Annotated in this window: 27 protein-coding genes; 11 read left to right on the top strand and 16 right to left on the bottom strand. The window is 63.2% G+C overall.

Annotated features, from left to right (window positions below):
• Window positions 1-136: 136 nt before the first annotated feature.
• From BHD08_RS07380 to blaOXA, 3 genes are all read right to left on the bottom strand, one after another.
• A complete protein-coding gene (locus BHD08_RS07380) occupies window positions 137-502 on the bottom strand; it encodes a hypothetical protein (protein WP_015276467.1) in 366 nt (121 codons plus the stop codon).
• Window positions 503-638: 136 nt separating this feature from the next.
• A complete protein-coding gene (locus BHD08_RS07385; RefSeq protein WP_015276468.1) occupies window positions 639-1,187 on the bottom strand; it encodes a hypothetical protein in 549 nt (182 codons plus the stop codon).
• Between the two features lie 137 nt (window positions 1,188-1,324).
• Entirely contained in the window at window positions 1,325-2,095 is a 771-nt protein-coding gene (gene blaOXA, locus BHD08_RS07390; RefSeq protein ID WP_375708243.1) for a class D beta-lactamase, read from the bottom strand.
• 295 nt (window positions 2,096-2,390) lie between these two features.
• Between blaOXA and BHD08_RS07395 the strand changes: the two genes are divergently transcribed.
• From BHD08_RS07395 to BHD08_RS07410, 4 genes are all read left to right on the top strand, one after another.
• On the top strand, window positions 2,391-3,314 hold the full coding sequence (locus BHD08_RS07395) for an ABC transporter ATP-binding protein (protein ID WP_015276470.1): 924 nt from the start codon (window positions 2,391-2,393) through the stop codon (window positions 3,312-3,314).
• On the top strand, window positions 3,311-4,042 hold the full coding sequence (locus BHD08_RS07400; protein WP_015276471.1) for an ABC transporter permease subunit: 732 nt from the start codon (window positions 3,311-3,313) through the stop codon (window positions 4,040-4,042). The genes BHD08_RS07395 and BHD08_RS07400 overlap by 4 nt, the downstream gene beginning before the upstream one ends.
• A 10-nt stretch (window positions 4,043-4,052) precedes the next feature.
• Entirely contained in the window at window positions 4,053-5,888 is a 1,836-nt protein-coding gene (locus BHD08_RS07405; RefSeq protein ID WP_015276472.1) for a Gldg family protein, read from the top strand.
• Between the two features lie 203 nt (window positions 5,889-6,091).
• Window positions 6,092-6,301, top strand: a complete 210-nt coding sequence (locus BHD08_RS07410; protein ID WP_003283763.1) for a cold-shock protein — start codon at window positions 6,092-6,094, stop codon at window positions 6,299-6,301.
• A 101-nt stretch (window positions 6,302-6,402) separates the two neighbouring features.
• Here BHD08_RS07410 and BHD08_RS07415 read toward each other — a convergent pair whose 3' ends face one another.
• The 3 genes from BHD08_RS07415 to dapE are packed head-to-tail and all read right to left on the bottom strand — an operon-like array spanning window position 6,403 to window position 8,781.
• On the bottom strand, window positions 6,403-6,774 hold the full coding sequence (locus tag BHD08_RS07415; protein WP_015276473.1) for a hypothetical protein: 372 nt from the start codon (window positions 6,772-6,774) through the stop codon (window positions 6,403-6,405).
• A 58-nt stretch (window positions 6,775-6,832) separates the two neighbouring features.
• On the bottom strand, window positions 6,833-7,639 hold the full coding sequence (locus tag BHD08_RS07420) for a putative RNA methyltransferase (RefSeq protein WP_015276474.1): 807 nt from the start codon (window positions 7,637-7,639) through the stop codon (window positions 6,833-6,835).
• On the bottom strand, window positions 7,633-8,781 hold the full coding sequence (gene dapE, locus BHD08_RS07425) for a succinyl-diaminopimelate desuccinylase (RefSeq protein ID WP_125021333.1): 1,149 nt from the start codon (window positions 8,779-8,781) through the stop codon (window positions 7,633-7,635). The genes BHD08_RS07420 and dapE overlap by 7 nt, the downstream gene beginning before the upstream one ends.
• Before the next feature lie 127 nt (window positions 8,782-8,908).
• On the opposite strand from dapE, the gene tcdA reads away from it, so the two are divergent.
• The 3 genes from tcdA to BHD08_RS07440 all read left to right on the top strand — a co-directional run bounded on the left by tcdA (window position 8,909) and on the right by BHD08_RS07440 (window position 12,394).
• Window positions 8,909-9,718: a tRNA cyclic N6-threonylcarbamoyladenosine(37) synthase TcdA gene (gene tcdA, locus BHD08_RS07430; RefSeq protein WP_125021334.1), complete on the top strand. Its 810-nt coding sequence runs from the start codon at window positions 8,909-8,911 to the stop codon at window positions 9,716-9,718.
• Between the two features lie 170 nt (window positions 9,719-9,888).
• Window positions 9,889-11,178: an OprO/OprP family phosphate-selective porin gene (locus BHD08_RS07435; protein WP_015276477.1), complete on the top strand. Its 1,290-nt coding sequence runs from the start codon at window positions 9,889-9,891 to the stop codon at window positions 11,176-11,178.
• 85 nt (window positions 11,179-11,263) lie between these two features.
• Complete coding sequence (locus tag BHD08_RS07440) at window positions 11,264-12,394, top strand: GNAT family N-acetyltransferase (protein ID WP_125021335.1); 1,131 nt, start codon at window positions 11,264-11,266, stop codon at window positions 12,392-12,394.
• Between the two features lie 103 nt (window positions 12,395-12,497).
• Here BHD08_RS07440 and BHD08_RS07445 read toward each other — a convergent pair whose 3' ends face one another.
• The 3 genes from BHD08_RS07445 to BHD08_RS07455 all read right to left on the bottom strand — a co-directional run bounded on the left by BHD08_RS07445 (window position 12,498) and on the right by BHD08_RS07455 (window position 14,506).
• Window positions 12,498-12,920, bottom strand: a complete 423-nt coding sequence (locus tag BHD08_RS07445; protein WP_058064838.1) for a DUF6306 domain-containing protein — start codon at window positions 12,918-12,920, stop codon at window positions 12,498-12,500.
• 94 nt (window positions 12,921-13,014) lie between these two features.
• Complete coding sequence (locus BHD08_RS07450) at window positions 13,015-13,569, bottom strand: peptidylprolyl isomerase A (protein ID WP_015276480.1); 555 nt, start codon at window positions 13,567-13,569, stop codon at window positions 13,015-13,017.
• 28 nt (window positions 13,570-13,597) lie between these two features.
• On the bottom strand, window positions 13,598-14,506 hold the full coding sequence (locus tag BHD08_RS07455; protein WP_058064837.1) for a LysR family transcriptional regulator: 909 nt from the start codon (window positions 14,504-14,506) through the stop codon (window positions 13,598-13,600).
• A 247-nt stretch (window positions 14,507-14,753) separates the two neighbouring features.
• Between BHD08_RS07455 and BHD08_RS07460 the strand changes: the two genes are divergently transcribed.
• Window positions 14,754-15,074: a hypothetical protein gene (locus BHD08_RS07460; protein ID WP_003283749.1), complete on the top strand. Its 321-nt coding sequence runs from the start codon at window positions 14,754-14,756 to the stop codon at window positions 15,072-15,074.
• A 52-nt stretch (window positions 15,075-15,126) separates the two neighbouring features.
• On the opposite strand, the gene BHD08_RS07465 is transcribed toward BHD08_RS07460, so the two are convergent.
• Complete coding sequence (locus BHD08_RS07465) at window positions 15,127-15,558, bottom strand: anti-virulence regulator CigR family protein (RefSeq protein WP_003283748.1); 432 nt, start codon at window positions 15,556-15,558, stop codon at window positions 15,127-15,129.
• Window positions 15,559-15,703: 145 nt separating this feature from the next.
• Here BHD08_RS07465 and BHD08_RS07470 point away from each other — a divergent pair, with 145 nt between their 5' ends.
• On the top strand, window positions 15,704-17,035 hold the full coding sequence (locus BHD08_RS07470; RefSeq protein WP_125021336.1) for a DEAD/DEAH box helicase: 1,332 nt from the start codon (window positions 15,704-15,706) through the stop codon (window positions 17,033-17,035).
• Window positions 17,036-17,051: 16 nt separating this feature from the next.
• On the opposite strand, the gene BHD08_RS07475 is transcribed toward BHD08_RS07470, so the two are convergent.
• The gene (locus BHD08_RS07475; RefSeq protein WP_125021337.1) at window positions 17,052-17,348 is read right to left on the bottom strand and encodes a hypothetical protein; all 297 of its coding nucleotides are present in this window, start codon (window positions 17,346-17,348) and stop codon (window positions 17,052-17,054) included.
• A 141-nt stretch (window positions 17,349-17,489) separates the two neighbouring features.
• Here BHD08_RS07475 and BHD08_RS07480 point away from each other — a divergent pair, with 141 nt between their 5' ends.
• Window positions 17,490-17,870 (top strand): hypothetical protein, encoded by a 381-nt coding sequence (locus tag BHD08_RS07480; protein WP_015276486.1) that lies wholly within the window; start codon window positions 17,490-17,492, stop codon window positions 17,868-17,870.
• Window positions 17,871-17,876: 6 nt separating this feature from the next.
• Here BHD08_RS07480 and BHD08_RS07485 read toward each other — a convergent pair whose 3' ends face one another.
• Window positions 17,877-18,731: a LysR substrate-binding domain-containing protein gene (locus BHD08_RS07485; RefSeq protein ID WP_015276487.1), complete on the bottom strand. Its 855-nt coding sequence runs from the start codon at window positions 18,729-18,731 to the stop codon at window positions 17,877-17,879.
• A 95-nt stretch (window positions 18,732-18,826) separates the two neighbouring features.
• Between BHD08_RS07485 and BHD08_RS07490 the strand changes: the two genes are divergently transcribed.
• On the top strand, window positions 18,827-19,066 hold the full coding sequence (locus tag BHD08_RS07490) for a DUF1127 domain-containing protein (RefSeq protein ID WP_125021338.1): 240 nt from the start codon (window positions 18,827-18,829) through the stop codon (window positions 19,064-19,066).
• Here BHD08_RS07490 and BHD08_RS07495 read toward each other — a convergent pair whose 3' ends face one another.
• The 4 genes from BHD08_RS07495 to BHD08_RS07510 all read right to left on the bottom strand — a co-directional run bounded on the left by BHD08_RS07495 (window position 19,067) and on the right by BHD08_RS07510 (window position 25,467).
• Window positions 19,067-19,822, bottom strand: a complete 756-nt coding sequence (locus tag BHD08_RS07495; RefSeq protein WP_125021339.1) for a sulfite exporter TauE/SafE family protein — start codon at window positions 19,820-19,822, stop codon at window positions 19,067-19,069.
• A gap of 179 nt (window positions 19,823-20,001) precedes the next feature.
• Complete coding sequence (locus BHD08_RS07500; RefSeq protein ID WP_125021340.1) at window positions 20,002-20,559, bottom strand: DUF3365 domain-containing protein; 558 nt, start codon at window positions 20,557-20,559, stop codon at window positions 20,002-20,004.
• 103 nt (window positions 20,560-20,662) lie between these two features.
• Entirely contained in the window at window positions 20,663-22,645 is a 1,983-nt protein-coding gene (gene mnmC, locus BHD08_RS07505) for a bifunctional tRNA (5-methylaminomethyl-2-thiouridine)(34)-methyltransferase MnmD/FAD-dependent 5-carboxymethylaminomethyl-2-thiouridine(34) oxidoreductase MnmC (protein WP_125021341.1), read from the bottom strand.
• A 68-nt stretch (window positions 22,646-22,713) separates the two neighbouring features.
• Entirely contained in the window at window positions 22,714-25,467 is a 2,754-nt protein-coding gene (locus BHD08_RS07510) for a response regulator (protein ID WP_177412647.1), read from the bottom strand.
• Window positions 25,468-25,512: the final 45 nt, after the last annotated feature.

Consider the following 25,512-nt stretch of genomic DNA (forward strand, 5'->3'; position numbering starts at 1 on the left):
CAAGTGTGCCGCAAGCAGAACCACACCGCAAAAGCAGCAACGGGCGTGCCGCCGGGTTTGTTTGGTCTCAACAAACCCTTCGGCGGTATTCAGCTCAGCTGGCGGCGCTCGGGTAGCGATGCCGCCGGTACATCGATTATTCGTTGCCCCAGAATCGCCACCATTTGCGTCGTTCTTCGCGTGATTCCTGTCCCTGTTCCGAACCGCGCTCCAGTTCCTTCTGGACCTGGCCCTGTTTCTTGTCCTGCTGTTTCTCCAGGCCTTTGCCGTCTGTTTGATGCTCACGCGCGCGATCGCGTTGCTGAACAGTCTCCCGCTCCTTTTGCTGGAGCGTTTCACGTCGTTCGTTTGCCTTGGATTTCTCCGCCTGTCCCTTGCCAGCTGGCTGGCTCTGCTCGTAACGATTCTTGCCTTTGCCTTCCTGCCCAGGGCCTTGCGCATGGCTTGCCGTGGCAACTGCAATCGTGGCGGCGGCCAGGGTGATAAGAACTGTTCTGTTCATGAGATAGGGCTCGTTGGTGACATGAAACGCGGATCACAGGTCACGATCCGCACCGTCCTGTGAGTATAGAGGCTGCCATTCGAGTAGTTCAGGGCGGCCTGCTGACGCAGGCGTGCTGCGGCCCAATTGTGGCAGCTCATTCGTCAGGCGTTGCGGTGGGCTTCAGCCAGGTGTGATTCCAGCCCGTCTGCTCGATCCAGCCTTGTTCCACCATCCATTCGCAATACAGCACGCGCATCCATAGGCCTGGATCTGGCGGAACCCAGGCGCACTGCCTGGTCGGTGCATCGTGCTTCTGAACGATGCGAGTCACCCGGTTGGCTGTTGCGCGGTTGCCACTCGACGGCGGGGTGCCGGCGCGTACTTCGACGATATCGAGAGGCTCGATGACAAGCGAGGCGGGTACGAAAGCGTACTGGCGCGTTGGGTATTCTGCGCTGCCGCCACAGCAATAGACGCGCCCGATGATGATGTGACCGTCGCGGATATCGCTGCGAGGTATGCCGGTTCGCTCGAGCTCGGCAAGGAATATCTTGTCTTGTGCCAACGCGGCGCTGCTTGCAACGTCGACGACCTGAACCAACCGTAGCGAGCTGGGCGGTACATCATTGGGGTAGAGATGGGTCGAGCCACAACCGCTGAGCAACGATCCCAGCGCCAGCACAGCCAGAAGCGATCTGTTCATGACGGTACTCCAACTCGGTGGTTTGGATGACACGGTTGTCACAGCGTGGTTGCGGGATGACGGCCTTTTGCCAGTGTAGTGCCTTTGCGGTAGGGAGATGTGGCGATGCACGCTGCAAGCGAGCTGCCGTGCCGCCCTCAGCGTGGCGGAAGAAGCCCTTTGGCGCGCAGTGCCTGCAGAACGATCTGCTGGCGCAGCGGCAGATCCGTGGCGCCGCGGGTATCGATGTTCAAGGCGAACAGCCAGGTATTCTCGTCCAGCTCGACATAGCCGACATACCAGCCGATACCCGGCGTGCTGCGGGTAGCCCAGCCGGTCTTGGCATACAGGCGGTAAGCCGGCGTGCTGTCGACGAGCATGATGGTCTTGAGGGTGTCGTAACTGCTCGAACGGTACGGGAGGCTGCGCTCGACGATGCGCTGGAGAAATGCGACCTGCTGTTCGGCGCTGATGCTCAGCGAGCCATCCAGCCAGAACTCGGTGCCATTGAAGGGCTCGCGCAGCTGTCCGTAGTGTGCCTGGCGGATGTGGCGCGGATAGACTGCCGCGCCCACCCGCTGGGCCAGCCACTGGTAGCACCAGACGCAACTGACCCTGAATGCGCTTTTCAAGGTCTGGTCGCGGTTCCAGTCTTCGATCTCGTAGTGGGTGCCGTCCCACGCGATGACCTCGTCCGCCCTGGTAATGGCACCTTCCTCCAGCGCGATCAGGGTGTTCAGCACCTTGAAGGTGGATGCGGCGGTGAACGGCTGCTTTGCGCGGGCCTCGTTGTGCACGTAGCGCTGGCCGGTGGTGGCCGACTCGATCACCAGTGTCCCCTCGACGCCCGCACGTTCGAACAGACGGGCAATCGTCCCATCGTCCGCATAGGCGAAGCCGGGGGAAGCGAGCAGTAGCAGAGACAGCAGCAGGACAGGCACGACGGACACCGGAGTATGGAAGGCGGATGCTGCGGGCTAGCGTAGGTCGATGCAGCTGACACCGCGCAACATTGAGTCAGACAGAAGCACTTGCCGGCGGATAGTAACCTGATGGGAAGGGCGTCTAGGCTGCCAATCCTGCAACTTTCGGCAAGCTATCCATGCTGCTGGCCCGGTTGCATTCGTCCGGTAGCTGTTCTTATAGTTCCGCCGGCATTTTTGCAGGGTCTGGGCCGTGTCGCACGGGCGGCGCGCCAGGCCTTCAGCGCACTGGTGAGAGTCCATGATCGAAATAAGCAACCTGACCAAGCGTTTCGCCCAGCACACGGCGGTAGACGACCTGTCGTTCCAGGTCCAGCGTGGCGAGGTGCTGGGTTTCCTCGGCCCGAATGGCGCGGGAAAATCCACCACGATGAAGATGCTGACCGGCTTTCTCGCGCCGACCTCCGGCACTGCCAGCATTCTCGGCCACGACATCCAGACTCAGAGATTGCAGGCCCAGCGACAGATCGGCTATCTGCCCGAGGGCGCCCCCTGTTATGGCGACATGACCGTTCGCAGCTTTCTCGAGTTCATCGCCGAGGTTCGTGGCTTTCGCGGTGCGGACAAGCGCCAGCGGGTCGAAGCCGCAGTGGCGCAGGTAGAGCTGGAGAATGTGCTGGGACAGTCCATCGAGACGCTGTCCAAAGGCTTCAAGCGCCGCGTCGGCCTAGCGCAGGCAATTCTGCATGACCCCAAGGTGCTGATTCTCGACGAGCCTACCGATGGCCTCGATCCGAACCAGAAGCATCAGGTGCGGCAGCTGATCCAGGGCCTGGCGCAGGACAAGATCGTCATCATTTCCACGCACATTCTCGAAGAGGTCAGCGCGGTGTGCACCCGCGCGGTGGTGATCGCCCACGGCAGGCTGGTGGCCGACGGCACGCCGCTGGAGCTGGAAAGCCGTTCGAAGTATCACCAGGCGGTCACGCTGGTCAGCGACGGCCCCTTGGATGATGTCGCCCTGGCCGCGCTGCCGGGTGTCGCCGGGGTCGAGCGCAACGAGCGCGAGCACAGCCTGACGGTGCTGGCGCAGCCGGGGCAGGTGATCTTTCCGCAGGTCAACGCGCTGATCACTCAGCAGGGTTGGGTGGTGAGGGAGCTGGACGTCGAGCGCGGCCGGTTGGATGAGGTGTTCCGTAACCTGACCCGTGGGGAGTCGCTATGACCCAGTTGCCGGTTATCTTCAAGCGTGAGTTGGGCAGCTACTTCGCCACCCCGCTCGCCTATGTATTCATCGTCATCTTTCTGGTGCTGTCCGGGGTCTTCACCTTCTACCTGGGCGGCTTCTACGAGCGCGGCCAGGCTGATCTGACGCCATTCTTCAGCTTCCATACCTGGCTCTATCTGTTCCTGGTGCCGGCGATCGCCATGCGCCTGTGGGCAGAGGAGCGCAAGTCGGGCTCCATCGAATTGCTGATGACCTTGCCGATCACCCGTTTCGAAGCGGTTGGCGGCAAGTTCCTCGCTGCCTGGGTGTTCGCCGGGATCGCCTTGCTGCTGACGTTTCCGATGGTCATCACCGTCAACTACCTGGGCGAGCCGGACAACGGCGTGATCGTCGCCGGCTACCTCGGCAGCTGGCTGCTGGCCGGTGCCTTTCTGGCGATCGGTTCCTGCATGTCGGCGCTGGCGAAGAATCAGGTGATCGCCTTCATCCTCTCGGTAGCGGTGTGCTTCCTGTTTATCGTCAGCGGCCTGCCGATGGTGCTCGATGCGCTTGCCTGGGCCCCGCAGTGGCTGATCGATGCGGTGGCTTCGCTGAGCTTCCTGATCCGTTTCGATTCCATCAGCAAGGGTGTGATCGACCTGCGTGACCTGCTGTATTTCGTCACGCTGATCGTCGCCTGGCTGGCGGCCACTGCGGTGGTCGTCGATCTGAAGAAAGCCGCCTGAGGGAACAGATATGAAACGACTCATCTATTCCGGTGCCGGGCTGCTGCTGATCGCGCTGGCCTTCCTGGCGTTCAACGGTCTTTCCGGCACGCTTCTGACCAATGCCCGGCTCGATCTGACCGAGCAGAAGCTCTACACCATCTCCGAGGGGACCGAGCGCATTCTCGATGGCTTGCAGACGCCTATCGAACTGCACTTCTTCTATTCGGACGAGACCGCCAAGGACCTGGTAGCGCTGCGTAACTACGCGCGTCGTGTCGAGGAGATGCTCAAGGCCTATCAGCGTGCTTCCGGCGGCAAGCTCAAGCTGCACGTGATCGACCCGCAACCGTTTTCCGAGGAGGAGGACCGCGCGGCCGAGTTTGGTCTGCAGGCGGTACCGCTCAACCAGGGCGGCGACAAGGTCTACTTCGGTCTGGCTGGAACCAACGCCGAGGGCGGCACGCAGATCATCCCGTTCTTCCCGCTGGATCAGGAGGAGTTCCTCGAATACGAAATCAGCCGCTTGGTGCAGAGCCTGGCAGCCGGTGAACTGCCGGTGGTCGGTGTGCTGTCCGGATTGCAGCTGACCGGTGGCTTCGACATGCGCACACAACAGGCGACGCCGCCGTGGATGGTGCTGGAGGAGGTCCGCCAGCTGTTCCATATCGAGAGCCTGCGTCGTGATGTGGACCTGATCCCGACCAACGTATCGGTGCTGCTGCTGATTCATCCGAAGGATCTCCCGGAGCAGACGCTATACGCCATCGACCAGTTCGTCCTGCGTGGCGGCAAGCTGCTGGTGTTCCTCGATCCGCATAGCGAAGCGGACCCGGGCATGGGCATCGGCCCGGGCGAGTTCGGCGAGGAGCGTGCCTCGGACCTCGAGCCGCTGTTCAAGGCCTGGGGCGTGCGCATGGTGCCGCAGCGCGCATTGGCCGACGGGGCCTATGCCATGTCGGTGGGCATGGGCGCGGAACGCCATCCGGTGCGCCATGCGGGCTGGTTGAGCCTGCCGCGCAGCGCGCTGGACCAGGATGACGTGACCACCGCGGCGTTGGAGAACATCACCGTGGCCAGCGCCGGCATTCTCGAGCCACTGGAAGATGCGACGACGCGTTTCACGCCGCTGTTCAGCAGTTCCGAGTACAGCATGCCGGTCGAGGCCGAGCGCTTTGCCACGCTGGACAACCCGGAAACCCTGCTGCTCGGTCTGGAGCCGACCGGCGAGCGCTATACCCTGGCGGCACGCATCCAGGGCCCGGCGAAGACAGCGTTCCCTGACGGCATTGAGGGTCGGGAGAAGGGCATTCAGGAGAGCCAGAACATCAATGTCATCGCGGTGGCCGACACCGATATGTTGAGTGATCGGATGTGGGTGCAGGTGCAGGACTTCTTCGGTCAGCGCATCCCGCAGCCCTGGGCCGACAACGGGGCCTTCGTGATCAACGCGCTGGACAATCTGTCCGGCACCGATGCGCTGATCAGCGTGCGCTCTCGCGGTCGCTTCACCCGCCCGTTCGTGGTGGTGGAGGCCTTGCAGCGTCAGGCCGAGAACCGCTTCCGCGAGAAGGAAGAGGTCCTGCAGCAACGCCTGGCCGATACCGAGCAGAAGCTTGCCGAGCTGCAGAGCCCGGACCCGGAGCAGGCGCTGGAACTGACCGCTGAGCAGGAGCAGGCGTTACGCCAGTTCATGCAGGAAAAGGTGCGTATCCGCAAGGAACTGCGCGAGGTGCGCTACCAGCTCAACGCCGACATCGAGGCGCTCGGGCGTACGCTCAAGTTCGCCAATATCGCTCTGGTGCCGTTGGTGCTGACGCTGGGCGTGCTGGCGTTGTGGCTGTGGCGCCGCCGGCGCAGCGCCTGATCCAAGCGCCTGCCCCGGCGCTGATCGGGGCTGGCGCAGAGACAAGAAAGGGCCTTGGAAAAAAGAGGCTGACAGCCAAAATCGTTGTTTTATACTCCGGCAACGGCTGCGTTCGAGTCGCATTTGCGCTGAAGCAACTGCACGAGACGCGGTCGTAGACCCCTCTTCCGAGGAATAACAAAAAGCGAGTTGGAGAAGTGGTAATGGCTGAGCGCGAGACAGGAACCGTCAAATGGTTCAACGATGCAAAAGGCTACGGATTCATTCAGCGGGGTAATGGCGCCGACGTGTTCGTGCATTACCGCGCCATCCGTGGCGACGGCCACCGCTCGCTGGCCGAAGGGCAGCAGGTGGAGTTTTCGGTGACTCAGGGCCAGAAGGGCCTGCAGGCCGAAGACGTCGCCGGCGTCTGACTTCGGTTGCACAATGACAAAGCCCGTCCATGTGACGGGCTTTGTTTTCTACGCGCCGGGTAGTTCAGCCCGGCACCGATAAGCGATGAAGAAGGCCGCGGTCAGCCCGTGTGCCAGACGATCTCCTCTTCGCCGTCATCGCTGATGCGGATCCAGCGGTCGGCCACTTCGACGGCTTCCTCTTCCTGCCAGCCGCCCGGCGCGCAACGGATCTCCACGCCCAAGGCGGCGTGAGCGGCGCGGGCGCAAGCGAGGTCGTCCGCCCAAGGCGTGGCGTCGCTTTCCAGCAGCAGGCAATGCCATTTGCCCACCGCCTTCGGCAGCCAGGTCACTGGAATCCCGGCGGCGCTGCACTTGAAGGTCTGGCCTTTCTGCTGCCAGTCCGTGCACGGACCGATGGCCTGGGCCAGCCATTCACCAACCGCTTGTTGGCTGGCATCCCTGAGGTAGATCTCGATATCGGGTTGACGCATGGGCGACTGCCTTATGTGGTGAAGCAAGGTTCTTCAGTGGTCGAGCAAAAGACGAATGCTAGGACGTGCGTTCGATCCAGTCGTAGCGTATCGCAACCCGCACGCTGAGGTGACTTTCGATCACCGCCGCACGGCGTTCGGCGCTGGCGCGCCAGCCATGCGGGGTCATCGCCAGCAGGTCGGCACGGGCTTGGGCATCGTCCAGTTGCAGCTCGTAGCTGAGGGTTTCGCTATGGGCCAGGCGCATGCCTTCGGGAATCAGCGACAGGTGCTTCTCGTCATCGTAGTCGCGCACCTCGTCGTAGAGCCGCGCGCGCAGCTCCCACAGATGCTCGCGGGTCGGCCCCATGCGCAGCAGTCCGCCGCCGGGCGTGAGCAGGCGTCGCGCTTCCTGCCAGTCCAGCGGGCTGAACACGCTGGCCAGCAGATCGCAACTGGCATCGGCCAACGGCACCCGGGCCATGCTCGCGACCAGCCATTCCAGCTGTGGCGCCCGCTTGCAGGCGCGCTTGATCGCCTCGCGAGAGATGTCCAGGGCATAGCCGTCCGCGTGCGGCAATGCGTCGGCGATTTGCGCGGTGTAGTAGCCCTCGCCACAGCCGATATCCAGCCAGCGTTGCGGTGCTCGCTCGGCGGCCAGTCCGGCCAAGCGCCGGGCCAGCGGCGCGTAGTGGCCGCCGTCGAGAAAGCGTCGCCGTGCTTCGACCATGGCCTGGTTGTCGCCGGGGTCGCGGCTGTTCTTGTGCTGCACTGGGAGCAGGTTCAGGTAACCCTGGCGCGCGCGGTCGAAACGGTGGTTGGCCGGGCAGGCTACACCGTTGTCGAGCGCACTCAACGGCGCCTGGCAGATCGGGCAGATCAGCATGCGAGCAGGTTCACCAGGGTCAGATAGTAGATGTCGGTGAGCAGATCGAGATCGCTGGCGAGGATGTGCTCGTCGACCTGGTGGATGGTCGCATTCACCGGGCCGAGTTCGACCACCTGCGTACCGAGGGTGGCGATAAAGCGGCCATCCGAGGTGCCGCCGCTGGTGGATGGTGTGGTCTCACGGCCGGTAACGCTGCGGATCGCCTTGGCCACGCCGTCGAGCAGCGCGCCCGGCTCGGTGAGGAAGGGCAGGCCGGACAGGGCCCACTCGACGTTCCAGTCCAGGCCGTGCTTGTCGAGAATCGCCGCGGTGCGTTGCTTGAGCTGCTCGACGGTGGATTCGGTGGAGAAGCGGAAGTTGAATACTGCTTCCAGCGTGCCGGGAATCACGTTGGTCGTGCCGGTGCCGGCGTTCAGGTTGGAGATCTGGAAGCTGGTCGGCGGGAAGAAGGCATTACCATCGTCCCAATGCTCCGCGGCCAGTTCTGCCAGCGCCGGCGCAGCCAGGTGGATCGGATTCTTCGCCAGATGCGGATAGGCGACATGGCCCTGCTGGCCGCGCACGGTGAGTGTGCCGCCCAGCGAGCCGCGGCGACCGTTCTTCACCACGTCGCCTACCAGCGTCGTGCTTGACGGTTCGCCGACGATGCACCAGTCCAGGCGCTGGCCACGTTCGCGCAGGCGCTCGACCACGGCCTTGGTGCCGTGGTGCGCCGGGCCTTCTTCGTCGCTGGTGATGAGAAAAGCGATCTGCCCTTTGTGCTGCGGATGATCGGCGGTGAAGCGCTCCACCGCCACGACCATGGCTGCCAGGCTGCCTTTCATGTCTGCCGCGCCGCGTCCGTGCAGCATGCCCTGCTCATCAATGCGCGCGCTGAACGGCGGGTTCTGCCAAGCCTGCAGCGGGCCGGTAGGGACCACGTCAGTGTGGCCGGCGAAGCACAGCACCGGGCCTTCGTTGCCGCGAATCGCCCAAAAGTTTTCCACGTCCTCGATATGCATCGGCTCGATGGAGAAGCCGCAGGCCGCCAGGCGCTGGGTCATCAGCTGCTGGCAGCCTTCATCCAGCGGCGTCACCGATGGGCGATTGATCAGCTCGCAGGCGAGTTCGAGCGTCGGGGAGAGGGCAGGCGCGGTCATTACGGCTCCGGTGCGGCGGGGAAAGGGCGCCATATTAAAGCAAAGCCGCAGCTGCGGTGACGGCCGGATGCAGTGGTCGCGGCGTCGTGAGGTCTTATAATCGCCAGGTTTTTTCCGGGGAGTCGGCATGTCTATCGATGATCAGCGTTTCGGCGGCATTGCCCGCCTGTATGGCCGCGTCGGCCTCGAGCGGCTGACAACTGCGCATGTGGCGGTGGTCGGCATCGGTGGTGTCGGCTCGTGGGCGGCCGAGGCGCTGGCACGAAGCGGGGTTGGCGAGATCAGCCTGTTCGACCTGGACGATGTGTGCGTCACCAACACCAATCGGCAGATCCACGCCCTCGATGGCGCTGTGGGCAAGGCCAAGGTGGACGAGATGGCCGCGCGTATTCGCGCTATCAACCCGGCATGCCAGGTTCATGCGGTGGCGGATTTCGTCACCCGCGAGACGATGGTTGAGTACATCACCGAAGACATGGACTGCGTCATCGACTGCATCGACAGTGTGCCGGCCAAGGCGGCGCTGATCGCCTGGTGCAAGCGTCGCAAGATCCAGATCATCACCACCGGCGGCGCCGGAGGGCAGGTGGATCCGACGCAGATCCAGGTCGCCGACCTGAACAAGACCTTCAACGATCCGTTGGCGGCCAAGGTGCGTTCGCTGCTGCGGCGCGAATACAACTTCTCGCGCACGCCGGGGCGCACCTACAGCGTGCCGTGCGTGTTTTCCACCGAGCAGTTGCGCTACCCGAAGCCGGACGGCGGCGTGTGCCAGAGCAAGAGCTTCGTTGGCGAGGGGGTAAAGCTCGACTGCGCCGGAGGCTTCGGCGCAGTGACCATGGTGACCGCCAGTTTCGGCATGGTTGCAGCGGCGAAGGCCGTCGACAAACTGGTCGCCGGTGCCCGTCGCCCTAGCGAGCGCAAGCTGAATGGCTGAGCGCCACCGCCGCTCAGTGCGCTTTATGACGCGCTTAGGCGATTAGTTCCGCTGTCATAAAATCTTTACATATCAGCCATTTGGCTGACATACACCGTCGCCAAGATTCCCCCGAACACAAAGAGCCCATCTCGTGTGTTTCCGACGCTAAACATAAAGGGGAATTTTGGATGATCCGTAAGCACTTCGCCGGTTTCGCTGCCAGCGCTCTGGCTCTGGCCGTTTCCGCCCAGGCTTTCGCCGGTACCGTCACCACCGACGGCGCCGATCTCGTTATCAAGACCAAGGGCGGCCTGGAGGTCGGAACCACCGACAAGGAGTTCTCGTTCAAGATCAATGGCCGCCTGCAGGCTGATGCCGACAGCTTCGATGGTTTCTACACCCAGAACGGCGAGCGCGCAGACGAGACCTATTTCCGTCGTGCGCGTCTGGAGATTTCCGGTGTTGCCTTCACCGATTGGGGCTACACCTTCCACCGCAACTTTGGCAACGATTCCAGCGATTGGCAAGAGCTGGCCATCCACTACAACGGCTGGGAGCCGGTCCAGGTTTCGATTGGCCGTATCATTCCGACATTCGGCCTGGAGGAGGCGGTCAGCTCGAAGTGGATCACCGCCATCGAGCGCTCTGCGATCTATGACCTGGCGCCCTGGCTGAACGACCACGAAGACGGCGAAGGCATCCGCGTGCGTACCACTGTCGGCATGTTCCACGGCGAGGCCGGTGCCTATCGTCAGGATGGTGGCGACGGCGTCGACATGCTCGAGGACGAAGATGGCGCCAACAACACCAGCTTCGTGCTGCGTGGCGTGGTAGCTCCGATCGTCGAGAAGGACCAGGTGCTGCACTTGGGCGCGAGCTTCGGTCAGCGTGACCTGGAAGAAGGTTACCTGGAACGCATTCGTCCGCGCCTGTCCGTGCGTGGCACCACCGAAGACAGTGCCAACGGCAACCGCGCCACCTTCGGCGGCACTCGCACCGACGGCACCGATCAGGCCTGGGGCCTGGAGGCGGCCTACATGATCGGCCCGTTCTCGGTGCAGGGCGAATACCTGACCCGTACCGTCGACGCCATGGAAGGTTTCGAAGACCTCGAAGCCACCGGCTACAACGTCCAGCTGGCGTACACCCTCACCGGTGAGTCGCGCTCCTACAAGCTCGATGGCGGCAAGTTCGACAAGATCAAGCCGGAGAACAAGCAGATCGGTGCCTGGGAAGTGTTCTACCGCTTCGACGACATCACCGTCGATGAAACCGGTGTTGCACCGAGCGGTTATGTCGGTGCCCTGGATAGCGCAGAAGCAGGTGCGAAGACTCACACCATCGGTCTCAACTGGTACGCCAACGAGTCGGTCAAGCTCTCGGCCAACTACCTGAAGACCAGTGTGGATGACGTGGTCAACGCCAACGGCGACGACGATGGCGATGCCATCAGCCTGCGTGCCCAGTACGTGTTCTAAACATCACCCTCATCCGTGATGCTCCATTTGAGCCCCGCCTTGGCGGGGCTTTTTTTCGTCTGCGCGACAGGCCAGACTGCGATCCATGCCTATCCAGACCCTGCACCGCCTCGCCGAACTCGATCCCGCCGAATGGGATGCCTTGCTGGCCGATACCCAGCCCTTCCTGCGCCATGCCTTCCTCTCATCGCTGGAAGACAGCGGCAGTGTGGGCGGGCGCAGTGGCTGGCAGCCCGCCCATGTCCTGTTGCGTAACGAGCTGGGTGAGTTGCAGGCGGCGTTGCCGTTGTATCGCAAGAGCCATTCCTACGGTGAGTACGTGTTCGACTGGGCCTGGGCGGATGCCTGCCAGCGCGCCGGTATCGGCTACTACCCCAAGCTGCTCTGCGCAGTGCCGTTTACTCCGGTCACTGGCGGCCGATTGCTGGGTGATGTGGAAAGCGCAGGGGCACTGCTCGATGTGCTGACCGATGGGCTGGAGCGGCACGAGCTCTCCGGGCTGCACGTGAATTTCACCGAGCCCGAGGCTGACCAGCTGCTGGCGGGCCGGGACGGCTGGTTGGAGCGCATCGGCTGTCAGTTTCATTGGCATAACCGCGGCTATCGCGACTTTCAGGATTTTCTTGACGCACTGACCTCGCGCAAGCGCAAGCAGCTACGCAAGGAACGCGAACAGGTCGCAGGGCAGGGCATCACGTTCGATTGGCGCGAAGGCCATCAGCTCTGCGAAGCGGAATGGGATTTCGTCTATGCCTGCTACGCCAACACTTATCAGGTCCGCGGGCAGACTCCGTACCTGACCCGCCAGTTTTTCAGCCTGCTGGCCGAACGCATGCCGCAGGCGATTCGTGTGGTGCTGGCCCTGCAGGGTTCGCGGCCGGTGGCGATGGCCTTCAGCCTGCGCAACGAACAAGGCCTGTATGGCCGCTACTGGGGTTGTCTGGCGGAGTTCGACCGGCTGCACTTCGAGACCTGCTTCTACCAAGGTATCGACCAAGCAATCGCCGACGGGTTGCAGCGCTTCGACGCAGGAGCGCAGGGCGAACACAAGCTCATTCGGGGCTTTGAGCCGGTCATCACCCGGTCCTGGCATTACCTGCAGCATCCGGGCTTGCGTGCGGCGGTGGCGGATTTTCTGCTGCAGGAACGTGCCGGGATACTGGCTTACGCCGAGGATGCACGACAGGCGCTGCCGTATCGGCAGGCAGGTGAGTAGCGAGCCGCTGATCTGCTACTGGTAAGCGCCGATTTTTCGCCGTTGTTTTGCCGTGGCCCGGCTGTTTCGCCTGTGTTTCTGACATAGCTCGGGGCGTTGCGGATCACCCGTGGGAGGCGGCGCTGTTTTCCTCGTGAATCTGCAGCATTCTTTCCAGCTCGCTGCGCAACACTGGGTCCTGGCAGCCGGGCAGATATTCCCGCAGTTTGCGGATCACCCACTGCTGGCCCTTGTCGACGAACGGCAGGCGCTCGTCCAGCGACTCAATAGCCATGGCCTTGCCGTAGAAGGCTCCGGTGTCCTTGTTGGGTTCCAGGCCCAGGTGCTGCAGGCAGTTGAGCAGCAGCTTGCAGCTCTCGATCTCCCCTTGGCGGACCTGCTCGAGCAGCTGCCGTTGTTCCGGTGTGCACGGCTGTTGTAGCGACTCACCGGCAACCTTGGCGCCCGCGCGTTCAGCGCTGAGTAGATCCTGCAGCAGCTGGGCTTGGCCTTCCGGTGTGTTCAGCGGGCTTTGCGGGGTGGTCATGTCGCGATCTCCTGTTGGTTGAGGGGTTCGCAAAGGCGACGCCTTGTAAGGGCCGCCATAAAAGAGAAGGGCCGGCGAGCCGGCCCCTGGGGGATCAAAGCTTCTTCGCGGTGATGATTTTCACCGGGGTCAGCGGTACGTTTTGCATCGTGGCGCGGTTGCCCGTGGGTACCTGGGCGATCTGGTCGACCACGTCCATGCCGCGTACGACCTTGGCGAACACCGCGTAGCCGAAGTCACGGCTGCCGTGGTCGAGGAAATCGTTGTCACGATGGTTGATGAAGAACTGGCTGGTCGCCGAATTCACGTTCTGGGTCCGGGCCATCGCCACGGTACCACGCACGTTGTGCAGGCCATTGTCGGCCTCGTTCTTGATCGGGGCCTTGGTCGGCTTCTGGTTCAGGCCTTCGCCGAAGCCGCCGCCCTGGACCATGAAGCCCGGAATAACACGGTGGAAGACGGTGCCGTCATAGAAACCGCTGTCTACGTAACCGAGAAAGTTCTCGACGCTAATCGGTGCCTTTTCCGCTTCGAGCTCCAGTTCGATCTCACCCAGGCTGGTGTTCAACAGCACGCGGGGATTTTCAGCGGCAAGCAGGTTGCCGGCCAGCAGTAGGGAGCAGGCGGCGAGGGCGATGCGTTTCAACATGATTTCTTTCCTGATGTTGTGGGTGCGGTCAGCCGGCCAGTGTAGTGGCCTGCCCGGCATCGTACGTCTTGATCAGCTCGATGAGAATCCGGGTAGCCGGACCAAGTGGTCGATCATGGTTAGTGTAGAGATAGAACAGTGGCCGGCGAATGCTGCCTTGGACGAGCGGCAACGGCTTGAGAATGCCTTCGGCCAGCTCTCGCTCGATCAGGTGTTTCGGCAGCCAGGCGAAGCCCAGCCCGCTGCTGACGAAGGCCACCGACGTCGCCAGGCTGCCTACCGTCCAGCGCTGCTCAGCACCGAGCCAACCGGCATCACGGGGTTGGCGCAGACCGGTATCGCGCACCACGATCTGCATCTGGCTCTGCAGATCCTGCACGCTGAGCTTGCGCCCCAGCTGATGGAGGGGATGGTTGGCGTGCGCCACGGCGACGAACTCCACGGTGCTGAGCTCGCTGCCCAGGTAACCGGTGATGTCCAGGCCGCTGATCGCCAGGTCCGCGGTGCCGTCCTTCAACACTTCCTCTACTCCGGACAGCACCTCCTCGCGCAGTCGGATCCTGCAACCGCGGCTTTTCGGCATGAACTCGCTGAGCGCCTGGATAAGCTTGGCGCTGGGATAGGCTGCATCCACCACCAATCGCACCTCCGCTTCCCAGCCTTGCTCCATGTGGTGTGCCAGGTCTTCCAGCTGGCTGGCTTGAGTGACCAGCTGCCGGGAGCGGCGCAGCAGCACCTCGCCCGCTTCGGTCAACACGGCCTTGCGGCCATCAATGCGTAGCAACGGCACGCCGAGCTGCTCTTGCATTCGCGCTACCGTATAGCTGACCGAGGACTGTGACCGATGCATTGCTTCGGCGGCCTGGGCGAAGCCGCCGTGATCGATGACCGCCTGCAGGGTGCGCCACTGATCGAGGGTCACACGGGGCACTTTCATTCCTTCGGTTCCTTATAAGGTCTATTAACGTTGCGGCCCGAACTGCGGTGCTGCGCCAAAAGGCGTCAAGCCGGGATGGCGCTTTGCACACTCAACGCAGGCAACGGTGCACCCTTGCCCAGTCCCGCAGTTCCGTATGGCGCCGCTTGCTGCGCACTCCTTCGAGTCGGATGCACCTGTAAGCGGAGCTTCAACAGACCTTGTCGAGGTCTGTTACGCTGGCCTATCTGTCGAGGAGCCCAGCCAAATGAAAACAATCAGTTACCTGCTCTTTGCTCTGTTACCGCTTGCTGCCACTGCGGCTACCTATCCGGTGGATATTGATCAGCAGCTCAATGGTGCAGAGATAACCGTCACCCCCCAGACTATCGATCGCGACCTCGCCGGGCTCTTGCTGCTCAATTACGGAGAGACGGCGGCCGTGTGTACAGCAGTTTTCCAGAATGGCCCGGAAGCGCCACGCACGCGCCGTACGGAGTTGCAGCCCGGTGAGCGCAAGGCAATGACCTCTAAGTTCAAGCGTGATGTGATCCGCCTGCGGATCAAGCTCACCTGCGAGCCTCGATAGCCCGCGACCAGGCCGCCGCCAAAGCTGAGCCCGGGCGGCGCGCCATGGCGCATCAATCCAGCACGTTCTCCAGAATCTCGTAGACGATACCGGTAGCGATAGCGACCAGAATCACGTCGCGGCCCAGCTGTTTCCATTCATAGCCATCGTATCGAGGCAAATGCCCCAGCAGGCGGTTATCGATTTTTTTGGCGATGCCCGGCGGCAGCGGTTTGCCACGCGCCAGGTTCTTCTGGATGCCCGGAGGCAGGGAAGAGGCCGGCGCCAGCAAGTCGCGATGATCACGCAGGGTGATGCGAACCGCGCCGAGATCGATCGAGGGCCCGTGATGGCGATAATCCTGCAGTGCGCGTCCATTCCCATTGTCGCGATCGGGCTTGCCCTTGCCTGGATGCTCTCTGTCCGGCTGCGCCACACCGGTAGTGGCATGCAGCGCTAAGGAAAGCGCGCCGGCTAGCAATGCTATCCGCTTGGTCGAGATCATGCGTACCTCCTGGCATTAAGCCGCTACGCTTTTGTCAGCTTAGCCTGTGTTTCCAACGTAAAACATGCCGGCCGTTACAGAACGCGCCTTTGCCCCGCAGACGGGTTAACCTATGTCATCGTTTTTTTCCTCCGAGGTAGCTCCCTTGTTTGACCAATTCGCCCTGCACGAACGCCTGCTCAAGGCCGTCGCCGAACTTAAATTCGTCGAGCCGACCCCGGTGCAGGTGGCGGCGATCCCTCCGGCACTGGAAGGGCGCGACCTACGGGTGACGGCGCAGACCGGCAGTGGCAAGACGGCTGCCTTCGTGCTGCCGATGCTCAACCGGCTGATCGGTGATGCGGTGGTCCGTACCGATGTTCGTGCGCTGATTCTGCTGCCGACCCGCGAGCTGGCCCAGCAGACGCTCAAGGAAGTAGAACGTTTCTCGCAGTTCACCTTCATCAAGTCAGCGATGATCACCGGTGGCGAGGACTTCAAGGTTCAGGCGGCCATTATGCGCAAGGTGCCAGACATCCTCATTGGCACGCCGGGGCGGATGATCGAGCATCTGAACGCCGGCACGCTGATTCTCAAGGACGTCGAGCTGCTGATTCTCGACGAAGCCGATCGCATGCTCGACATGGGATTTGCCGACGACGTACAGCGCCTGGTGAACGAGTGCGCGAAGCGTCAGCAGACCCTGTTGTTCTCTGCAACCAGCGGTGGTACGGCGTTGCGGGAGATGACCGCCAGCGTGTTGCGCGATCCGCTGCACCTGCAGCTCAACCGGGTCAGCGAACTCAACGAGGGTACCCGTCAGCAGATCATCACCGCCGAAAACACCGAGCATAAGGAAAAGCTGGTGCACTGGCTGTTGGCCAACGAGACCTATAAGAAGGCCGTGATCTTCACCAATACGCGGGTGCAGGCCGATCGACTCTATGGAAGATTGGTCGCTGAAGGCGTGAAGGCCTACGTGCTGCACGGTGACAAGGACCAGAAAGATCGCAAGCAGGCCATCGACAGGGTCAAGGAGGGCGGCGTCAAAGTGCTCGTGGCCACCGACGTGGCGGCGCGTGGGCTGGATATCGAAGGCCTGGATCTGGTGATCAACTTCGATATGCCGCGCTCCGGCGACGAATACGTGCACCGCATCGGTCGTACCGGGCGCGCCGGCGCCGAGGGGCTGGCGATCTCGCTGATCTGCCACAACGACTGGAACCTGATGTCGAGCATCGAGCGCTACCTCAAGCAGCGCTTCGAGCATCGGGTGGTCAAGGGTCTGAAGGGCAGCTACATGGGGCCGAAGAACCTCAAGGCCTCCGGTAAGGCGGCCGGCCCGAAGAAGAAAAAGGACGACAAGAAGAAAGATGACAAGAAGAAGGCCAAGCCCACCGCCAAGCGTCCGAAGAACGCCAAGCGAGAAGCCCCATCACCAGTGGTGAGTCAGGACGGCATGGCGCCGCTCAAGCGCAAGAAGCCGACGGCCGAATGACCGTCGGCCGTTTGGCTCAGCGCTGCGTGTCGGCCGGCGGAATGTCGGCCTCACGCTCGGCTTCTTCTATCTGCTGCAGGCGTTTGTCATAGGCCTCGCACTCGTCGCCCAGCTGGTCGGCGGTGCGCTTGGCCTCCATCTGGCGAATCTCTTCGTTTATTTCCTTCGCGCGCTGTGGATTGCTCTCGGTGAGCTGGTTGATGCGCTGTGCCAGCTGCTCGGCCTTGGCATTCACCTCGTCGGTGGTGCAGGCCGCCTGCACCGCAGGGCTGGCCAGCAGGGCGGCGGTCAGCGTGATCGTCAGCAGTTTCATGGCATGTTCCTCGCTCAATCAGTCTGAACGGTGGATCGCAGCGCAGCCGCTTTAGTTCAGCGGCGAACCCCCTGGCACCACAGACGGTCGGTATATACAGGCGCCTCGTTTCTGGGGCGCAACCGTCACGGGAGAATGGCCATGAGCTACAACTGGGATCTGATCCAGCGCCTGCTGCATGAAGTGCAGACCAGCGCCAACGACAGCTTCAAGCCGCGCCGCTATGCCGAGGAGCACGCCGCGCAGATGGAGAGCGAAGGCCAGCCGATGCCGAACCTGGACAGCCTGCGCGCCGAAGCGGCCGACTACGAGAGCCTGCTGTTCGAGGGTGGGTTTATCGTCACTCGTCCGGAGGAACAGGGCGGCAACGGCGAGAACTTCGTCCTCACCGAGCGTGGCACGCGCTTGTTGGCGCTCCTTGATAATCCGCAGGACGTCGGTCAGCGCCAGCGTCTGATCGACAAGGGTGACGCGGCGCTGGTGCCGGAAGTCTTCGACGAGATGGCCGCCGGGCGCAGCTAACCTGCGTTACAGACGAAAACCGTCGACGATATAACCTGCAAGCGTTTCGCTGACCGGCGACTGCTGCTGCGGATTGCGCAGCAGCACGATGCTGGACTGCGGCAGCCGGGGCAGTCCTTCCGCTTCGCCGAGTATTTGCAGCTCCGCGGGAATCAGGCTTTGCAGCTGCGCGGTCAGCGCCAGTCCGGCACCCACCACGGCCATGATCGCCGATAGACTGGGACTGCTATAGGCGATCCGGTACTCCATCTCCCGCGCGTCCAGGGCATTGCATACCCAGGCCCGGCAGAAGCAATCGGTATTGAAGGTGGCCAGTGGCAAGGGACGGCGCTCATGCAGATCGAACCCCGGCGCAGCAGCCCAGACCACGTGTTCTTGCCGCAGTAGCTGGCCGATCTCGGTGCCTGGCTCGCGAGTCACGATACTCAGATCGAGGTCGCGCCGCTGCAATAGCTGGCTCGACGGTTCGCAATGCACCTCCACCTGTACCAGCGGAAATGCCTGGGCAAACCGCGCGAGAATGCCCGGCAGAAAACGCATGACGTAGTCATCGGGCGTGCCGATGCGCACTGCGCCAACCATGTGCGGCTGGCGCAACGTGGTCATGACTTCACCATGCAGCTTGAGAATCCGCCGTGCGTAGCCCAGCAGTATCTGACCTTCGGCCGTAAGCCTGACCTGGCGCCCGTTACGCTCGAACAAGGGGCGCTGCAACACGTCCTCTTCCAGGCGCTTCATCTGCATGCTCACGGCCGACTGGGTGCGGTTTACCGCAGCAGCGGCCCGTGTGAAACCGCCATGGTCGGCGATAGCGACAAAGCTGCGCAGCAGCTCGGTATCGATATTCGGGTAGTTGGCCACTCATCAATCCTCGAGATGCATGGCATCAGGAACATTCGTTGGATTGATCTTAAACCCGGCGAGAGACTGGTGCCAACCAAGAGGAGGGTGCCGTGATGAATACGCAGAAACTGACCTCACATAGTTTCCATCCAGCCAAGGCGGCGGCAAACCGGCCTGCAGCGTCACTGCTAGCGCAGGCCATGCAGACGCTGCGGCGCTGGAGTCAGTTGGCGCGCCAGCGGCGACAACTTGCCAGCCTCAGCGACGAAATGCTCAAGGACATCGGTCGCAGCCGCGCCGATATCGAGCAGGAGGCCGGCAGGCCGTTCTGGGATGATCCGGACCGGCGCTGATCAGTGACCCAACAGCAGCTTCTGCACGCCCAATGACAGACTGACGATGACCAGCATCAAGGCGAACAGCCGTTGCAGCAGGCTGCTGTTGAGATACTGCGCCAGGCGATTGCCGGCCAGCACGCCGATGGCGCCGCCAAGCGCCAGTCCGCCAAGCAGCGGCAGCGGTGGCTCGGCGTCGCTGAGATAGAGCAGGAAACCGCCGCCGCTGACCACGGCGATCACCGCCATCGACGTGGCCATGGCGCTCAGCAGTGACAAGGACGTGAACCAGAGCAGTGCCGGCACGATGAGGAAACCACCGCCAACCCCCATCAGCCCGGACAGCAGGCCAACGCCGACGCCAATACCCAGCAGCGCCAGCTGATGATCCTCGACGTTCTCCTTCGCCGGCAGGCTGGCGCCACACCACATGCGCCAGGCCGACCACAGCACCAGCAGGCAGAAGCCGATGATCAGCGCGCGTTCGGGAATGAACTGGCCCAGCCATTGGCCGGCGGCATTGCCCGGCAGGCCACAGATGGCCAGCAACATCACCGGGCGCCAGGCGACCTGGCCGAGACGTGCGCGGGGAATCGCGCCGATCAGCGCGGACATGGCGACCGCACCGAGGCTGACGCCGATCGCATCGCGCAAAGGCAAGTGCAGGCTGAGCAGCAGCGGTAGCGCGACCAGCGAGCCGCCGGCACCGGTCAGCCCGAGCAGCAACCCGAGGATCAGGCCGATACCCAGCGCTTCCAGCAGCAATACGTCCATCAGGCGAGATGACCCACCGGACGGGCGCGCGGGCTGTTTGGTGTCGCCGACTTCATTGGGATGCTCCGTCTGAAAACAGGGCCGTCGCTCATGACATTGGTACGTTCACGTCAACACGTGTTCCCAGCCACTAACGGCGAACCGAGACGGTATCACGTCATCCCGTATGGATCGGCAGTTCAGGGAGCCAGCGGACGGCTGAGGGTGAAGGCGCCACGCAGATCACCTTCACGGAAGCCACGTGCCTGGTCCTGCGGGTAATGCTGGTCGAGCAGGCTTAGCAGTTCTGGCTTGATCTTCTCGCCGTGGCAGTCCAGACAGGCTTCGGCAGTGCCGATCGCTTGCATGTAACGGTACTGACCATCGACCACCTCGGCGTGCCTGATCTCTTGGATTGGCTCGCCGGCCGCGGCGCGTTGGGCGAACTGCTCCAGCACGGAGCGTTCCCAGGCGTCCGGCGCGTTGTCCGGATTGCGCAACTTGAGCGCCGTGCGACCGGCTTTCCACGGTGCCTGGCTGTGTTGTTCGGCGATGCTCGGTGCCAGCGATTGGCATGCTTCGACAGCCTGAACCGGGCCGCCGTCGGTCATGGCCTGCTTCACCGTGCCGAGCAGCTGCTGCTGGAACGGCGGGATCAGGCTGGCTGCTTCGTTGCGCAGCTGCTCACTATCGACGGCAGGAGCTGCGTGCGCCCCTAGGGTGAACAAGCCAAGGGCGAACAGGGACAGCGATTTCATGGGGACCTCCGCATGCTTGTTTATATAGGGGGGGGAGTATCCGTTGGGCGCGGGCAGTGATGCAAGCCGCCGCGGCGAAACGGAGGCTTGCGAATGCGTGTTCTCAGCTACCGCGGATCAGCTTGCGCAGCAGAAAGCGATTGGGATGGCAGGCTTCGGCCACTTCTCGTGGCAGCGGCAGCGGTTCGTCATTCAGCCAGGCCGCCAGCAACTCGCCGGACAGCGGTGCGCTGATCATGCCGCGCGAGCCATGGGCGGTGTTGACGTACAGGCCCTCCAGCCACGGGCAGGCGGTGTGCAGGGATTGCCGCGCATTCTTGGCCAGCGCGGCATAGGTGTCGGCGAAGGCCTGCGGCTCGGCCAACGGGCCGATCAGTGGCAGGTAATCCGGACTGGTGCAGCGGAATGCAACGCGTCCTTGCAGTGCGGCGGTCTGCTGCGGGTCCGCCTGAAGTCGCTGATACAGATCGGATGAGATCTGCTCCAGCATTTCCAGATTTGCCTGATGCTCGGCGATGCTGGGGGCGTCGTCGGTTTGCTGGAAGTTGAAGCTTGCGCCGAGGGTGTGCGTGCCATCGCGTGGCGGTGCAACGTAGCCCTTGGCACAGAGGACAGTACGCAGCTGGCCGCTTTCGGCGTTGGCCGGCAGGCAGGAGATCTGCCCGCGAATGCGCTTGAGCGGCAGCCAGGCGCTCTGGCTGAAACGGGCTGCGTCAGCAGCACCTGCGAGTACCACCACGGGTGCGTCGGCGAGAACCTTTTCGCCAGCGAGCACCTGCCAGGACTGGCCGTTGCGTTGCAACTCGAGCGCTTCATGATGCTGCAGCAGCTCAATGCCCGGTTGCTGCAGCAACCAGTGGCACAGGGCGGGCGGGTTGGCCCAGCCGGCATCGGGATAGAACAGGCCGCCGGCGGGCAACCCGACCCCTGCCAGCGCTTCGGCCGCTTCGTGCGATAGCGGATGGACCAGCGACGCAGGAAAGGCTTCCGCCAGTTCGGCCTGACGCTCGCGCTCCTTGTCGTCGTAACAGAGCTGCAGGACGCCGCATGCCTGCCAGTCCCGGCCCGCTTGCAGGTTGGCAAGCAGGCGGCGGGTGTAGCTGAAGCCGATGACGACCAGCCGCGAAAGCGCGGTGCCGTGGGCGGATAACTTCAGATAGAGCACACCCTGAGGATTGCCGGAGCCTTCCTGTGCGGCCTCGGCGTGGCGCTCCAGCACGCTGACCTGCCAGCCCCGGGCAGCCAGCGATGCGGCGGTGGCGCAACCCGCCAGCCCGGCCCCGATCACGACGGCCCGGCGCTCGGTGATGCCATGGTTGGGACGGGCGAACCAGGGCTTGTCTGAAACCGGATTGGCGAGCGCCTGCAGGCGCCCGCGCAGGATCTCGCGCTTGTGGCCGTAACCGGGCACCCGCTGCATGTCGAAGCCGGCCTCGACCAGGCCGCGTCGAACGAAGCCGGCGCTGGTGAACGTGCCGAGGGTTGCGCCCGGTGCGGACAGTCTGGCCAGTTCGGCGAACAGCGCCGGCTGCCACATCTGCGGATTCTTGGCCGGTGCGAAGCCGTCGAGAAACCAGGCGTCGACCTGTGCATCCAGGCTGGGCAGGCAATCGAGTACATCGCCGATCAGCAGCGTCAGCACCACGCGCCCGCCGGCAAAGACGAAGCGCTGAAAGCCTGGATTCAGCGCGACGTACTGTTGCAGCAGCTGTGCCGCCTGCGGCTGGAGTTCCGGCCACAATGCCAGCGCGCGCTGCATGTCGTCGTGGTTCAGCGGGTGTTTCTCGACACTGACGAAATGCAGGTGCGCATGCGCATTGGCGGTGCGCTCGAACAATTGCCAGGCGCAGAGGAAATTCAGACCCGTACCGAAGCCGGTTTCGCCGATCACCAGATGCTGGTTGCTCTGCAGCGCGGCGAAGCGCCGAGCCAGCTCGTTCTGCGCAAGAAACACGTGCTCGGTTTCGGCGAGTCCGCTGGCGCGCGAGAAATACACGTCGCCGTACTGGCGCGATTGCGGCAGGCCGTTCTCGTCCCAGTCGAGTTCGGCATGCTGGAAGGTGTCGGGGGCAGGGTGATCGTTCATGCGGGTTCCTGAATTGGCGGGACAACGCGACGGGCTTGGTCAAGCGCTTCTGCGCCCCGGGAGGTCGATCAGTCGTCGACCTGGACTACCTGTTCCAGGCGGTCGATGGCTGCATCCAGTTCGTCCAGTGCGGCCTCGCTGTCCGGATGGTTTTGCTTGAGCAGGGTCTCGCTCTGCTGGCAGGCATTGCGCAACTGCGGAACGCCGCAATAACGGGTTGCGCCGTGCAGGCGGTGCACGCGCTCGATGAGCGCCTGGCGATCACCCGACTGCCTCGCCTCGCGAATGGTGCGGCGATCACCTTCCAGGGACTGCAGCAACATGCCGAGCATGTCATCGGCGAGGTCTGCCTTGCCGGCAGCCAGGCGTAGACCTTCTTCCTTATCGAGCACCTTGAGGCTGAGCTCTGGTTGCGAGGAAGGCTCCGAATGCTGCGGCTGGCTACGCAGGACCAGACCCGTCCACTTGAGTACCACTTGCGCCAACTGTCGGTCGCTGATCGGTTTGGTCAGGTAGTCATCCATGCCGCTTTGCAGCAACGAGCGCTTTTCGTTGGCCAGCGCATGGGCGGTAAGGGCAATGATCGGCAGTGGGCTGCTGCCGCTGGTGTGCTCCCAGTGCCGGATGGCTTCCGTGGTTTGGCGTCCGTCCATGCCGGGCATCTGCACGTCCATCAGGACCAGATCGAAGCTGTGCTGCTTGACCGCATCCAGTGCGGCGGGGCCATTGTCCACCGCAACGACCTCGGCACCCATGTCACCGAGCAGTGTCTTCACCAGCAGCAGGTTGGCGGGGTTGTCGTCGACGCAGAGAACCCGTGCGGCACGACTGGGAGCGGCGGCGACGGGGGTCGAGTAGGCCTGATTCGGGCGCACCAGCTCCACCAGAACCCGCTGCAACTTACGCGTGCAGGCCGGTTTGCCCTGTAGCTGCGTATAGCTGTGCACTTCCGGCAGCGTGTCGTGGTAATGCCCCTGCTCGGTGGTCGGGCAGAGCACCACGCATTTGCAGCCGAGTGCCTCGATTTCCATCAGCCGTCGGCTGAGGGCCTCCGGCTGGATTTCGCGAGCGGTGACGCCGAGCACGGCGAGGTCGATGAGCTGGCTGCTTTGGCGCTGTGCGCCGATCGCCGCCTGCATCTGATCGAGCGTATCGAAGGTATGCACTTCGAGACCGAGGCTTTCCAGCTGGTGCTGCAGGGCCTGGCGCGCCAGCGGATGCTGCTCGAGCAGGGCGATACGCCGGCCCTGCAGCGCCGGGTGAGGCAGGTCTTCGACATCATCGCGGGCTTTCGGCAGGCTCAGGCTGATCCAGAACTCGGAGCCTTCGTCGGGAATGCTGTCGACGCCGATCTCGCCGCCCATCTGCTCGATCAGGCGCTTGGAAATCACCAGTCCGAGCCCCGTGCCGCCTGGCTGGCGCGACATGGAATTGTCCGCCTGGCTGAAGGCCTGGAACAGCGCACGCAGGTCCTGATCGGTCAGGCCGATGCCGGTGTCCTGCACACTGATGCGCAGCTGGGCGCGATCGGCATTGTCGTCCTCGACCATCGCGCGCACGGCGATGGTGCCTTCGTTGGTGAACTTGATGGCGTTGCTGATCAGGTTGGTCAGCACCTGCTTGAGACGCAGCGGATCGCCTACCAGCGATAGTGGCGTGTCACGGTAGACCAGGCTGACCAGTTCGAGCTGTTTGGTGTGCGCTGCCGGTGCGAGGATGGTCAGGGTGTCCTCGATCAGGTCGCGCAGGTTGAACGGAATGCTGTCGAGCACCAGCTTGCCGGCCTCGATCTTGGAGAAGTCGAGAATCTCGTTGATGATCCCGAGCAGGCTGTCGGCGGATTTCTCGATGGTGCCCAGATAGTCCTGCTGGCGCGGCGTGAGGTCGCTTTTCTGCAGCAGCTGGGTGAAGCCGAGGATGCCGTTGAGCGGAGTACGGATCTCGTGGCTCATGTTGGCGAGGAACTCGGACTTGATCCGGCTGGCTTCGAGGGCCTCCTTGCGCGCCAGGTCCAGTTCGATGTTCTGGATCTCGATGGTTTCCAGGTTCTGCTGCACGTCCTCGGTGGCCTGGTCGATGCTCTGCTGCAGCTCCTCGCGGGCGCTGAGCAGCGCCTCTGCCATGCGGTTGATGCCGGACGCGAGTTCGTCCATTTCGTGACTGCCCAGCGGCGGCAGGCGGGTTTCCAGATGGCCGTCCTTGAGCTGGGCGACGGCGGCCTTGACTCGTTGCAGCGGCAGGCTGATGGCGCGGCTCATGCGCAGCGCCAGCAGGGCGGTGATGATCAGGCCTGCGCTGACCAGAAACAGGCTGGTCAGCAGGCTGCGATAGCCGCGCAGCAGGGTGTTGTGGTGGGACAGTTCCAGTTCCAGCCAGCCGATCAGCTTTTCGTCAGGCCCGCGGGCTTCGTCGGCGAGGTTGAGGTGGCGGCTGAGCACCGGCATCAGGATGCGCGTGTGATCCATGCTGCTGACGCGGGTCAGCCCTTCCGGATCGCCCGGTGGCGGCGGCGTCAGCATGCGTGGGCCGGCGTGCACGCGTTGTACCCGTTCCGGATCGAGGATGGTCACAGCCCGGACATCGGCCTGGTCCAGCACCTGGGTCAGGATGCGCTGCAGGCGCTTGTCGTAGCCGAGGTTCATCGCTGGCGCGGCTAGCGGCGCTAGCTGCTCGGCAATCAGTTGGCCACGCTCGTCGAGCTGGTGGCGCATTTCCGACAATTGCATCCAGGTGAAGTAGGCGCCGAGTACCACCGCCAGCAGGGTGCTGGGCAACAACGTCAGCATCAGTACGCGGCCACGAATTCCTAGGTCTTTCAGCACAGTCCGTCCACCGATCCTGGATTGCAGCGCGCTAGTGTAGCGGCT

The sequence above is a fragment of the Pseudomonas sp. SCT genome, from assembly GCF_003864275.1.
Taxonomy (GTDB): Bacteria; Pseudomonadota; Gammaproteobacteria; order Pseudomonadales; family Pseudomonadaceae; genus Stutzerimonas; species Stutzerimonas stutzeri_AE.